The organism is Rahnella sp. PAMC25617, from assembly GCF_050606005.1.
Taxonomy (GTDB): Bacteria; Pseudomonadota; Gammaproteobacteria; order Enterobacterales; family Enterobacteriaceae; genus Rahnella; species Rahnella variigena.
The window spans coordinates 274,498-287,188 of record NZ_JBOCUM010000014.1 but is presented as its reverse complement, the minus strand read 5'-3'; the positions used below and the strand labels follow the sequence as shown (position 1 = coordinate 287,188).

Genomic DNA, 12,691 nt, shown 5'->3' with positions numbered 1-12,691 from the left:
AGAAAGCAGATTACTTCTGTGTGCCTTCTTCAATTTTCGGCGGATAGTTCAGATCAGCCGCTTTACGCATTTTTGCGACATCTTTGGCGGTGACAGTCGCCGCTGCCGGATTTCCGAATTGCGTGCTGACATAATTACTCAGTGTTGCAATCTGCTCGTCATTCAGCTGATTGGCAAACGACGGCATCATGATTTCGCCCTTATCCATATGACGCTGCACGCCATTAAGGATAACGGAAACCTGATTTCTGTTTTCGTAAGAACCGGTGCTGGTATGACTGAACAGCGACGGATACGCATGGAATCCCTCGCCGCTGCCTTCACCGCCTTTGCCGTGACAGGCTGCGCAACTGGCATTAAACAGGGCGGCGGCTGACTGGTCAATTGTCTGACCTTCAGCACGCAGCGGATATACGTCCTGACTTTTCTGGCCCCATGCATCGCGCGGTTTGGTTTGCTTGTCATCTCCAATCGCCGGAACCGAACGGATATAGGTCGCAATCGCGTTCAGGTCACTGTCTGTCAGATGTTGCAAACTGTGCTCGATGGCTTCAGACATTGCACCGGAAGCTGACGCTTTGCCCGCCACAAAACCGGTTTTCAGGTAAGTCACCAGTTCCTGCTGCGACCAGTTGCCGATCCCGGCGTTTTTGTCCGGCGTGATGTTAAACGCTACCCACGAGCCTAAATCACCGCCGGAAAACGCTTTATCGGTATCCATGCCCATGGTCAGCGTGCGCGGCGTATGGCAGGTGCCGCAGTGTTCCAGTGCTTCCACCAGATACGCGCCGCGATTCCAGTCCGCTGATTTGGACGGATCGTTTTTCAGCTCACCTTTGTCGAAGTTAAACATCTTCCACACGCGCATGCCCCAGCGCTGGTTAAACGGGAAAGACAAATCCGTTTGCGGCCCGGCGGAATGTACTGCTGGTTGCGACATCAGATAGGCTTTGATCGCCAGAACGTCTTCACGCTTCATTTTGGTGAATGAATCGTAAGGCATTGCCGGATACAACTGTTGTCCGTCTTTGCCGACGCCTTCACGCACCGCGCGGACGAACTCATCATCACTCCAGCTGCCGATACCAAATTCCTTATCAGAAGAAATATTGGTGCCGTAAATCACCCCGAAAGGGGATGCCAGCGGGTAACCGCCGCCGAATTTCGCGGTTTTATCTGCACCCGGCGCGGTGTGGCAGGCGGTACAGTCACCGGCTATTGCCAGATATTCACCGCGTTTAATTATCTCCGCATTGCCTGCAGCATCATCAGCCCAGGCGCCGGCTGCTGCCATTAACGGCAGCGCCGCCAGCACGAATTTCATTTTCATTGCTCAATCCTCAGAAAATCAATCAGGCCAGGCTTTTCAGCACCGCGTCAGCCATACGTAATGCCAGCGCGGTTCCGGACAGCGTGGAGTTCACTGTCGAAGCAGAAGGCATAATGCCGGTCCCGGCGATGAACAGGTTCGGGTGGTCATGCGTACGGCAATTTCCATCCACCACGGAATCTTTTGGATCGCTGCCCATGATCATGGTGCCGGTAATGTGCTGGTTGTTGTCGTAAACGCCACGCTTGCTGTACACCACTTCGGTGCCGCCCATTTCTTTGACGATTTTCTGGAAGTCGAGCATCGACTGGTCATAGCCGCGGTGAACGTAGTCCGGGAATTTGTAGTGAACTTCCAGACGCGGGATCCCCCATTCGTCTTTTTCGGTTTTACTCAGAACCACACGGTTTTCAGGTTCCGGCAGCATTTCCAGCAGGCATTTCAGCTGAATAAAACGCTCGGACTGGTAGGTCAGTTTGTCGTTCAGCGCTTTGCCGTAATATCCCTGACGTACCAGGCGCTCGGTCAGATAACGCACCGGCGAGGTGTTGGCGACGTCGATACGTAACGCAGAGCGATCACGGCGGAAATCACCATCACGCAGATTATTGATACTGCCCGGACGCATCGGGCCGCGACCGAAATAAACCGGTTCATCGGCATAGAATTCAACGGAAGTGCCCGGGTGATCCATCAGGTTGCGGCCGACCATACCGGAGCTGTTGGCGATGCCGTCCGGGTATTTGTCACTGGTGGACATCAGCAGCAGTTTCGGGCTTTCGATGCCGTTGGCGGTCAGCACGAAGCGTTTGCCGGTGACTTTGTGGGTCACTTTGTCAGCATCGAGATAATGCACGGCCACGATTTCACCGCTGTCATTGGCTTCGATTTTGTACACTACGGCGTTGGCAATCACGCGTACACCGGCTTCAATGGCTTTGCGCGCGGAAATACCGCCGTGATATTGCGCGTCAATCGGGCAGACCGGCATACAGTTGTTGTTGCCACAGCAGGCAGGACGGCCATCGTAAGGAATACTGTTGCGCGCCTGTGGGCCGATACCCAAAATGTAACCGAGTTTGGCAATGCGTTTACTGATACGGTCGAACCCGTAAGGCAGCGGAATACCCGGCAGCGGATAAGGCTGCGAGCGCGGAGAGTCCAGCGCATCATCACCCGAAACCCCCATCTGAATTTCCGCTTCGGTGTAATACGGCTCCAGCTCTTCATAGCTGATTGGCCAGTCGCGACCCACGCCATACAGCGTTTTGATCTTCATGTCGTTTGGCAGCAAACGGAACGCCTGTCCCGCCCAGTGCCAGGTCGTGCCGCCGACACCACGCAGATATTGCGCAGCATAGAGATCCGGGCCTTTCTGGATCAGATAGTTGTTATCTTTTGGCTGGAACTTCGGTTGCGGAGCCCAGGGTTTCGGCGGATACGGCTCGGTGAAATCGCCTTTCAGCGGTGACTGACGGAACAGTTCTACCGCTTCATCGCGTTTAATCACCGGCCCTGAATCGAGCATCAGCACGGAAACGCCGGCTTTCACCATTTTCAGCGCAGCCAGCGAACCGGCGATACCCGCACCAATAACAACGACATCTGCATTCAGTGCATCAGCCATGAGCAATCACCTCCGTGAAATTTTGTTGCAGTGCAGCAGGCTTGTTGACCCAGAAATTCGGTTCACCCGGCGCATAACTTGGCGGCAGCAGGTTATTTTTCAGCAACTGATAGCTGACGATATTTTCGAATCCGATACATTTCTGGCTGCCGGGCTGACCAACCACACCGAGATACCAGCCGCTGACCAGTTGCTGATACAGCTGCGCCAGCTCTGCCGGTTGCGCGGCCAGCAACTGATGCAAATCATCGCCGACCACATTTTTGTGCGTGGTGATCAGCGCCGAAAGGGCATCCAGCTGCGTGTCGAGCTGGGCATTATTTGATGACTGATTATTTTGTGACTGATGCAGCCAGCTGTAGAGCGCCTGAGCGAGGTGCGGTTCGAGCGAGTCCATGCCGGTAAGCTGTTTAGAAAGTGCCATAAAACTGTCAGGCATTGTCACAGCAGAAGCCAGCGGTGGCGCGGCATGGGCGAGGGTGGCAAATACGCCACCGCCCAGCATCTGGCTACCGATACCCGCAACCATGACGCCCGCAGTGCCGAGTATCCACCGGCGACGAGAGAGATTGATCATGCTGAAAGTCCGTAAATGTTCCGTATAAAACGGCCACGGGCGTGGCCGTCAACAAGAAGGAGTAATTAAAAGTGCCTGTTATTTCAGGACGCTGGCCGCTTTTTCTGATGACTGATTATCGATGTCCTGCTTCGGTGTGCTGACACCGACTGCACCGACCACTTCACCGTCAATGGTCAGTGGGAAGCCGCCACCCAGTGCCACGGCGTGCGGGATTGCCAGCACGGTAGTTTCACCGCCTTGCAGGCGCTGCATGAATTTCAGCGAAGGAGCGTGATACAGCGCTGAAGTGCGTGCTTTACCGATGGAGGCCTCAACGCATCCGGCAGGAGAACCGTCCAGACGCTGGAATGCCAGTAATGAACCAGACGCATCAACAACAGCAACGCAACCGGTGCTGTGTTGCTCAGCAATGGTCGCTTTTACGCTGTCGATGACTTTAGCAGTCTGCGCGTTATCGAGCTGAGGATGCCCGGCGGCGAAAGCAGAAGTGGCGGAGAATAATAAAGCGGAAGCACAAATTACAGCACGTGCTGTATGTTTTTTAACAGACATAGACTCATCCCTTGTAGCGGTAGCAAAACATTGCTTAAAAAAGATCTGGAAAAATAGTTGCATTAAATCAATATCTTTAAAATTCAACGGCGTCATAAGCTGAACACTTGATGTGTTTCTTAATGCCATACAGATGAAGCGGGTATTGAATTTTGTTTCCCAGATGTTAATTCAATTAACAAGCATGAAAAAGTGACGGTTGCGTATGGCAACTAATTTTCAGGAGGTGTTGTGAGGATATTTCAGGCAAAACGGGCTTGCAGGCCTTGTTAAATAAGGACTGAACATTTTGTGCGGTTATGTACCAGATGATCCGTTTGTATTAATGAAATGTGATGAAGTTAACAAAAAAAAGCCTCCGCGACGGGAGGCTTTGCAGTAAATCGTCCGGTGTTACTGCCCCGGTTGCCAGCTGCTGCGGCATTCATCGCGGCGGAAGCTCAGAACGCGGCTGCGGTTCGAGACGAGTTTGACGTTGTAGCCCTGGAAATAAAGACAGAAGGTTTTCTTCCAAGGCCCGTCGGGAAGTTCCACCAGCAAGCGGCCAGCCCCCAGCGAGGTTAGCTGGCCGCTGGCGCGCTGACTGCCAACGCCAGTTCGCAGTTTGTCGCCGTCGATATTAAAGGCGGCTTTTGACTCAGGATGATACCAGCGCCCCTGGACCATCTTCAGGCAGTCATTGGGCTCGATTGGCCGGAAGTAACGTGGCGCGTGGCCGATTTCCCCTTCAATGGCATGACCATTCCAGCGCAAGCGCATCGGCATATGCGCCGAAAGTGTAATGGCCTCACCGGCATCTTCGCCCTGATACAAGTTATCGGCGGAACCGAGATAACTGGCGGTGCCGTTACTGACTTTCAGCCAGTAAGGATCGGCGATGCTGGAATACAAACCGTCCGGCAGGGCGTCGCTGCGGGCGGGAAGTGGTGATGCGAGTAATGCGGACATCACTTCCAGTGCGTGCGTATAGGCAGTGGTATCTTCACGGTTAGACACCAGCGCGATGCCAGCATCCAGTTGCGGGTGAAGCAGGAAATAGGTTTTGTATCCTGCATGGGAACCGCCATGGCCGTAAACCGTATGTTCACCGATTTGCGACGAGGTGGTTCCCAGCCCGTAAGCGGAAGGGATATTGCCGTGCAGATGACGTTGTGCGGTCAGTGCTTTCAGCACGCCTGCACCGGGACCGCTGTCCGCCAGCAGGCTTTGCAGCCAGACGGAAAGCGACCGTACGCTGCCGGTCAGACTGCCGGAAGCCGAAAGATGTAATCCGGCGACCGCTGTTTTCCAGCCGCTCGTGTCCTGCCAGTAACCGGGCACCAGATTGGGCACAATATCAAACCAGGTTTCCGGCGCGCGGAAGGCTACATCAAGCGGACGCGCGATGTGTTCCGCCAGCAAATCGTCAAACAAAATGCCTTTTCGCCTGAGGATTTCTTCCACCAGCCGGTAACCGGTATTGCTGTAGGAAATCTCGGTGCCAGCGGGGAAATTCAGCGCGCCGTCCTGCGCGAGAAATTCCATAATCGCCTCCGCATCGCTGACGTTATAAACCGAAATCCCCAGCAGGGAGAGCGTTTCGCGTACATCTGGCAACCCGCCCGTCATGTCCAGTGCCTGACCGACAGTCACTTCAGACATCGGCGGTTTCAGGTCAGGCAGATACTGACCGAGGCGGTCTTGCGTTGAGAGTCCGGCATCACTTTTCAGTAAGGCCAGCGCCGCGAAAATATGCTTGGTGACTGAAGCATAGCGAACCACGGAATCAATGCTGAAGGGCTGCGAAGTGGTCAGATTGGCCAGGCCACCGGTGGCGAAACCGCGCAGTGTTTGACTGTCGAAAAGAGTGATTGCCCCGCCGGGCTCGCCGGGTTTATCCCAGTTTTGAGTAATGCGTTTTGCTGTCGCCTCAGCGGCTTGCCACTGTAAATCAGAGGTCATGAGAATCTCCACAGACTGTCTATCAGTGAATAAGAGGGCAGCCGGACTGCCCGTGAGACCGGAATAATGTCCGTTTATGCAACGGTTATTCGGGCTCCTCTAAACTGAGACTTAACGATCGTAATTCTGCTGTATGCGGGTGGGTGACGTTGCCCGTCCGTAAATCGTCTGCGCTCAGAAGCTCGACCATTTCACCACCAATCATTACGCCAATGCTGGTGCAAAGATGCGTTACCACGGCCAGATTGTGGCTGACGAGAATATAAGTCAGTTTCCGCCGTTCACGCAGGTCGCTTAGCAGGTTGAGGATCTCCGCCTGTACCGACACATCCAGCGCCGAAGTCGGTTCATCGAGCAGTAAAATTTCCGGTTCCGAAATCATTGCCCGCGCAATGGCGACACGCTGACGCTGTCCGCCGGAAAGCTGATGCGGGAAACGAAAACGTACCGCCTGCGGCAGACCCACTTCGCTCAGGGCATCGGTTATGCGCTTCTCAATGTTAAGAAAACCATGCACGATCAAAGGTTCGCTGAGAATGCGGTCGATGGTCTGGCGCGGATGCAGCGAACCGTACGGATCCTGAAACACCATCTGCACGCGGCGGAAGAAGCGTTTCTGGCGTACCGGCAGCTGATCTTCACCGCCGATCACCATTTCTCCTGACCACGACTGATTCAGTCCGGCCAGCGCGCGTAAAATGGTGGATTTTCCGGAGCCACTTTCGCCGACAATCCCGAAGCATTCGCCCGGCGCAACGCTGAAGCTGACGCCTTTGACCACTTCGGTCTCGCCAAAAGCAATCCGCAGATTGTTGAGAATAATTTTGCTGTTATCTGCATCCTGATAGAAAAGAGGGGATTGGTCAGTCATGAGGTTTTCCATGCTTCGTCACGCACCAGAACCGGCAGTCTGTCACGCGGATGTTTCAGCGACGGCAGACATTCCAGCAGCCCGCGGGTGTAAGGATGTTGCGCTTTCAGCAGGTCGCCCGCCTGTAATGTTTCGACGATACGGCCTGCGTACATCACGGCCACGCGGTCGCAGAATTTGGATACCAGCGGTAAATCGTGGCTGATCAGAATCAGTCCCATGCCGCGACTGGAAACCAGATCATCCAGCAGACGCAAAATCTCGGCCTGCACGGTGGCATCCAGCGCGCTGGTCGGTTCATCGGCAATCATCAGTTCGGGATCTGGCGCCAGCATCATGGCAATCATTACGCGCTGGCCCATACCGCCGGACACTTCATGCGCATAGCGTTCGGCGACTTTATGCGGGTCGCGGATACGCACCTGATCCAGCAATTCTATGGCGGCGTTCATTGCCTGTTTTTTCGAACCGCCTTTATGCGTCTGCCACGCTTCCGCCACCTGTTTGCCAATGGGCATGACCGGATTGAGCGAGTATTTCGGATCCTGCAAAATAAATCCGACGCGTTTGCCGCGTATCTGCCGCATCTGCTTTTCACTGGCGTTGCGCAAATCAATACCGTCGAAAGACAGCGTTTCAGCACGGCATTTTGCACTTGAAGGTAGCAAGTTCATCAGGCAACGTGCGGTCAGGGATTTCCCCGAGCCGCTCTCGCCGACAATTCCGAACTTTTCTTTACCCAGTGACAGTGATACGCCGCGAACTGCGTCGAAACTGCCGCTGTTGGTCTGAAAGGTAATATGCAGATCTTTGATATCAACCAGCATCATTTCTCCTTAGGATCGAGGACGTCGCGCAGGCCGTCGCCGAGGAAGTTAAACGCCAGTGAAGTGACAAAAATCGCAATGGCTGGGATCAGCGGCACCCACCATTCGCTGAACAGGAAACGGCGCGCAGTGGCAATCATTGCGCCCCATTCCGGCGACGGCGGCTGAGCGCCCATCCCCAGAAAACCCAGGCTGGCAGCGGTGATAATGATCGAACTCATATCCAGCGTGATGCGCACCACCAGACTGGGTACGCACAACGGCATGATATGGCGCAGCACAATACGCGCCGGTGTCGCGCCGGTCAGGCGGCAGGCGGCAATATAATCTGTGCCGCGCACCTGCATAGTTTCCGCGCGGGCGAGGCGTGCATAAGGCGGCCAGGCAGTAAGGGCGATCGCCAGAATGGCACTTTCGATACCAGGCCTGAGTGCAGCCACAAAGGCCAGAGCCAGGATCAGACGCGGGAATGCCAGGAAAATGTCGGTGATGCGCATCAGAATACGGTCAAGCAATCCGCCCGCGTAACCGGCCACGCAGCCAATCAGCAGGCCGAGCGGGGCGACAATCGCTACCACAATAATCACCATCCCGAGCGTGATACGTCCGCCATAAAGAATACGGCTCAGGGTATCGCGTCCCAGTTCGTCGGTACCCAGCCAGTGCAGGGAAGACGGTTTTGCCAGACGGTGTGCCAGATCCTGCGCACCCGGATCGTAACTGGTCAGCCACGGCGCACAGATGGAAATCAGCAGGACGATCAGCACGGTGAACAGACCGGTAACGGCCAGCGGATTTTTGCGAAGACCAAGCCAGATGCGGTAACGACGGCCCCAGACGGCTTGTGTCCGTGTATGTGGTGTATCCGCCAGCAGCCAGGCGTGGCTGCCCGCACGGGGTTGAGGTGTGACAGGAAGAGTGCTCATTTTACGCGGGGATCCAATAGTCGGTAGAGAAGGTCGGCCAGCAGGTTAAGCAGCACGTAAATCGCGCCAATCAGCAGCGTGGAGCCGATCACCGGGTTCATATCCGCATTCATCAGCGAGACGGTGAGGTATTGCCCGAGGCCGGGCCAGGAGAAGACGTTTTCAGTCACTACTGCGCCCTCCAGCAAACCGGCATACGTTAGTGCAAGCACCGTAATCAGCTGCACGCCGACTGTCGGGAAAGCATGTTTCCAGATGACGCGTTGCGCAGAAAGCCCTTTGGCGCGGGCCGTTATCACATATTCCCCGCCGAGTGCGTTGAGCATAAAAGTACGGGTCATGCGGGTGATGTAAGCCATGCTGAAATACGCGAGGATCAGCACCGGCTGAGCCATATGCGCAAGGGCATCCCAAAATGCGCCCATGTCACCGGCCAGCAGCGAATCCACGGTAAGCAAACCAGTGACCTGCGGGATCATGTCCTGATAGATGATGTCCTGACGTCCCGGCCCCGGCGCGATACCCAGCGCGGAATAGAAAATCAGCAGGCTGAGCAGCGCCAGCACAAACACCGGCAGGGAGTGACCGGCCAGACATACCACGCGGATCGTCTGATCAATCCAGCTGCCCTGACGCGTTGCCGCCCAGACGCCCAGCGGAATACCGACAATAGCGGCGATAATAATGGCCGCCGTCGCCAGTTCCAGCGTTGCCGGGAAAAAGCGCGCGATATCGGTCGTCACCAGATTGGAGGTCAGGGCAGAACGGCCTAAGTCACCGTGAAATACCTGACTGAGATAATGGAAGAACTGCATCCAGAGGGGCTGATCCAGCCCCATTTCATGACGAACCCGTTCGACGACTGCCTGCGGGGCATTATCGCCAACCGCAGCCAGAACCGGGTCTGTCGGCATCACGCGACCGATGAAAAAAGTCACCACCGACAGACCAAACAAAGTAAGACAAACGCTGATGCAGGTACTCAGAAATCCTTTGAGTCTCTTGCTCACGCTTTAACAACCTTCTCGTAAGGGCTGGTGCTCATTACTGTTAATACCACGCCGGAAATCACGTTGCGGCAGGCGGCGGTCATGGTGGGTTGCAACATGATGGCAAACGGGCTGTTTTCCATATGTCTGGTCTGCAACTCTTCGTAGAGTTTGATGCGGGTGGCCGGATCCGATTCTTTCAGCGCTTTGGTGCTGAGATCTGAAATGTCTTTATCCTGCCAGCTGCAACGCCATGCCAGCGTGCGGCTCTTGGCTTTGTCGGTATTATCCGGGTTGCTGCAGAAGGCTTCTGCGTTGGAGTTCGGGTCAAAGTAATCCGCCCCCCACTGGGTCATCGCCAGTTGCTGCTGACGCGCACGCATTTTAGTCAGCACCTGACGGCTTTCGGCAGCCAGCAGCGTGACTTTAATCCCGACTTCGGCGAGGTTCGATTGCAATGCCTGCACGATGTCAGAAGAAGGCGAGGCGGAGTAGTGATCGAGGGTGATTTCAAAACCGTTCGGGAAACCGGCTTCGGCCAGCAGCGCTTTGGCTTTTGCCACATCACGTTTGTACATAATGGTATTCACCGCCGCAGGGAAACCTTCCGGCAGGAAGCTCTGATGGATTTTGTGGGTCAGCGGCACGATATGCTGCTGGATGTTTTCGTAATCGATTGCCCATTTGATCGCCTGCCAGACTTGCGGTTTGGCAAGATTCGGATGCGCGGTATTGGCAGAAAGCATAAAGGTGCCGGCAATGCCTTTCTGTACCAGCGTGAAGTTTTTGTCCTTCAACAGAGGACGTAACTGTTCGGTAGTCAGGTTACGCGCAATATCGATATCGCCTTTCTGCAACATGAGCAACTGGGCAGAAGGGTCGATGATGTGACGCATGATGATGCGCTGGATTTTGCCTGCGTGCGGGTTGTTTTTGTTGCTTTCGAGAATCACGGATTCGCTGACTTTCCAGTCGCGCAGTTTGAAAGCACCGGAACCGGCGCTGTTTTTCTTCAGCCAGGCGTTACCCAAATCATCACCCGCCTGATTGGCCAGGCAGGCAGATTTTTGCACGATACTGCCCACGTTCGCGGTCAGGCAATACAGCAGGAAGGATTCAGAAGCAGGTTCAGTGGTCTGGATCACCAGCGTTTCGGCGTCCGGCGCGGTAATCAGGCTGTCGACGTTATCTTTGGTATAGCCAAACTGGTTGATGATGTAGGCCGGGCTCTTGTCGAGTTTCACCACACGCTGCAGGGAAAATGCGGCGTCTTCGGCAGTGACAGGTTTTCCGTCGGCCCATTTTGCTTTCGGATCGAGTTTGAACGTGAAGGTTTTTTTATCGTCGGAAGCGGTCCATGAAACAGCCAGATCGCCTTCGATTTCATCAGGGGAGGTCAGTTTTGGTTTCACCAGTTGCTGGTACATATTGCCGGTAATTTCACTGCCCACGGACTCGAAGCTTTCATGCGGATCAAGGCTGGTAATGATATCAAGCTGGATAGCCATCACCAGAATTGAGGCTGGTGTGGCAGCAAACACAGCATCGAATTTCAGGTAGGACAGAACAGGTATTGCGGAAAAACCGGTAACAAATTGACGCCTGGTAACCATAACTACTCCCATCGTGTTGATATATAAAAGTAAAATTAAAAATTACGTTGGCCAACCCTTGACTTAACTCCGGGCAACTGGCTTAAATGAAAAACCGTTGCTTTACACATCCCGACGTTTCATATCGAAAAAACTAATGTGAAGCGTACTGTGCTTGTTCTTTGCTGGTGCAATTTCACGCGGTGAGTGCACCCTGTCGGAACATATCTCCGTTGTCTTAGCCATGCTCAATCAAAGGTAGACCTTTTTTATGAATAACGTAGCGCACGGAACTGAAGAATTAATGCCGGTTTTTGATGGACATAACGATGTTTTGCTACAACTTTGGAACGAACATCGTCAGGATCCTGCACAGTCATTCCTTCAGGGACCCGCCAGCGGACAATTAGACCTGCCGCGCTGTCGTGACGCAGGCTTTGCCGGCGGGCTTTTCGCCGCCTGGGTGCCTACTCCTGAAGTAGATCTAGCAATTAGCGTGCCTGATCGTACTGTGGACACCCGTTTTCTGCCGGAAGGTACTCAAAAGCATCCTGATTTTTCCCCGACACCTTCTTTCGATTTTGCACGTGACGTCACATTTGGCATGATGGCGTTCCTGCTCAGAATCGAAGAACAGTCGCAAGGAAAGGTGAAAATTTGTCGTACCGCGCAGGAAATCAGACAGTCGATAGATAACCATGCATTAGCTGTGGTTATGCATATCGAAGGGGCGGAAGCGATAGATGAGGATTTATATAATCTGGATGTGCTTTACAGCATGGGGCTGCGTTCTCTCGGGCCAGTCTGGAGTCGCCCGAACATTTTCGGCGAGGGTGTGCCATTCAAATACCAGACGTCGCCGGACACCGGGCCGGGGCTGACCGATGCGGGTATCCGGCTGATCAAAGCCTGTAACCAAAAACGCATCATGATTGATTTGTCACATCTGAACGAAAAAGGGTTCTGGCAGGTGGCTGAACTGAGCGACTCGCCGCTGGTGGCCAGCCATTCCAATGCGTTCAGCATATGCCCGATGTCGCGTAATCTCACTGATAAACAGCTTGGCGCAATCAATGAAAGCAGCGGTTTTGTCGGGCTCAATTTTGCTGTGCCATTCCTGCGTGAAGACGGCAAACGCAGCGACGATACCGGCACAGACATTATGGTGCGTCATGTGGATTATCTGGTTGAACATCTGGGTGAGGATGGCGTGGGCTTCGGTTCGGATTTTGACGGAGCATCGATGGCACCCTTTATGAAGGACGTGCGCGGTTTGCCGGTGTTAGTTGAGGCACTGCGTAAAGCGGGGTATGGCCAGGCGCTGCTGGAGAAAATCTGTTACAAGAACTGGATTAATGTGCTGGAACGCACCTGGGGGCAGTAAGGTTGCGGGAAAAATGTTCGCGGCAAAAGAAAAGGCAGCCATTTCTGGCTGCCTTTTTGCTGTTTCGGGCTC

General features: G+C 54.3%; 11 protein-coding genes. 1 reads left to right on the top strand and 10 read right to left on the bottom strand.

The window, feature by feature from the left end:
* Positions 1-10: 10 nt before the first annotated feature.
* The 10 genes from ACM615_RS18525 to ACM615_RS18480 form a co-directional block, all read right to left on the bottom strand.
* A complete protein-coding gene (locus ACM615_RS18525; protein WP_431012307.1) occupies positions 11-1,330 on the bottom strand; it encodes a c-type cytochrome in 1,320 nt (439 codons plus the stop codon).
* Between the two features lie 22 nt (positions 1,331-1,352).
* Complete coding sequence (locus ACM615_RS18520; protein ID WP_132964077.1) at positions 1,353-2,957, bottom strand: GMC family oxidoreductase; 1,605 nt, start codon at positions 2,955-2,957, stop codon at positions 1,353-1,355.
* Positions 2,950-3,534: a sugar dehydrogenase complex small subunit gene (locus ACM615_RS18515; protein WP_159281150.1), complete on the bottom strand. Its 585-nt coding sequence runs from the start codon at positions 3,532-3,534 to the stop codon at positions 2,950-2,952. The genes ACM615_RS18520 and ACM615_RS18515 overlap by 8 nt, the downstream gene beginning before the upstream one ends.
* Positions 3,535-3,612: 78 nt before the next feature.
* The gene (locus tag ACM615_RS18510) at positions 3,613-4,089 is read right to left on the bottom strand and encodes a GlcG/HbpS family heme-binding protein (RefSeq protein WP_112288698.1); all 477 of its coding nucleotides are present in this window, start codon (positions 4,087-4,089) and stop codon (positions 3,613-3,615) included.
* 393 nt (positions 4,090-4,482) lie between these two features.
* Positions 4,483-6,030: a serine hydrolase domain-containing protein gene (locus ACM615_RS18505; protein ID WP_431012306.1), complete on the bottom strand. Its 1,548-nt coding sequence runs from the start codon at positions 6,028-6,030 to the stop codon at positions 4,483-4,485.
* 85 nt (positions 6,031-6,115) lie between these two features.
* Entirely contained in the window at positions 6,116-6,901 is a 786-nt protein-coding gene (locus ACM615_RS18500; protein ID WP_112288696.1) for an ABC transporter ATP-binding protein, read from the bottom strand.
* Entirely contained in the window at positions 6,898-7,728 is an 831-nt protein-coding gene (locus tag ACM615_RS18495; protein ID WP_095922004.1) for an ABC transporter ATP-binding protein, read from the bottom strand. The genes ACM615_RS18500 and ACM615_RS18495 overlap by 4 nt, the downstream gene beginning before the upstream one ends.
* Entirely contained in the window at positions 7,728-8,654 is a 927-nt protein-coding gene (locus tag ACM615_RS18490; protein WP_431012305.1) for an ABC transporter permease, read from the bottom strand. Before ACM615_RS18490 ends, ACM615_RS18495 begins: the two co-directional genes overlap by 1 nt.
* The gene (locus ACM615_RS18485) at positions 8,651-9,664 is read right to left on the bottom strand and encodes an ABC transporter permease (protein WP_112288693.1); all 1,014 of its coding nucleotides are present in this window, start codon (positions 9,662-9,664) and stop codon (positions 8,651-8,653) included. The genes ACM615_RS18490 and ACM615_RS18485 overlap by 4 nt, the downstream gene beginning before the upstream one ends.
* Positions 9,661-11,256 carry an ABC transporter substrate-binding protein gene (locus ACM615_RS18480; protein WP_129638267.1) on the bottom strand — a complete coding sequence of 532 codons (1,596 nt, stop codon included), beginning with the start codon at positions 11,254-11,256 and terminating at the stop codon, positions 9,661-9,663. Before ACM615_RS18480 ends, ACM615_RS18485 begins: the two co-directional genes overlap by 4 nt.
* A 250-nt stretch (positions 11,257-11,506) precedes the next feature.
* Here ACM615_RS18480 and ACM615_RS18475 point away from each other — a divergent pair, with 250 nt between their 5' ends.
* Positions 11,507-12,619 (top strand): dipeptidase, encoded by a 1,113-nt coding sequence (locus ACM615_RS18475; protein WP_431012304.1) that lies wholly within the window; start codon positions 11,507-11,509, stop codon positions 12,617-12,619.
* The last annotated feature ends 72 nt before the right edge of the window (positions 12,620-12,691 follow it).

Coding starts and splice junctions, on each gene's coding strand:
- ACM615_RS18525 (WP_431012307.1), bottom strand. CDS start 1,330: ATGAAAATGAAATTCGTGCTGGCGGCGCTGCCGTTAATGGCAGCAGCC.
- ACM615_RS18520 (WP_132964077.1), bottom strand. CDS start 2,957: ATGGCTGATGCACTGAATGCAGATGTCGTTGTTATTGGTGCGGGTATC.
- ACM615_RS18515 (WP_159281150.1), bottom strand. CDS start 3,534: ATGATCAATCTCTCTCGTCGCCGGTGGATACTCGGCACTGCGGGCGTC.
- ACM615_RS18510 (WP_112288698.1), bottom strand. CDS start 4,089: ATGTCTGTTAAAAAACATACAGCACGTGCTGTAATTTGTGCTTCCGCT.
- ACM615_RS18505 (WP_431012306.1), bottom strand. CDS start 6,030: ATGACCTCTGATTTACAGTGGCAAGCCGCTGAGGCGACAGCAAAACGC.
- ACM615_RS18500 (WP_112288696.1), bottom strand. CDS start 6,901: ATGACTGACCAATCCCCTCTTTTCTATCAGGATGCAGATAACAGCAAA.
- ACM615_RS18495 (WP_095922004.1), bottom strand. CDS start 7,728: ATGCTGGTTGATATCAAAGATCTGCATATTACCTTTCAGACCAACAGC.
- ACM615_RS18490 (WP_431012305.1), bottom strand. CDS start 8,654: ATGAGCACTCTTCCTGTCACACCTCAACCCCGTGCGGGCAGCCACGCC.
- ACM615_RS18480 (WP_129638267.1), bottom strand. CDS start 11,256: ATGGTTACCAGGCGTCAATTTGTTACCGGTTTTTCCGCAATACCTGTT.
- ACM615_RS18475 (WP_431012304.1), top strand. CDS start 11,507: ATGAATAACGTAGCGCACGGAACTGAAGAATTAATGCCGGTTTTTGAT.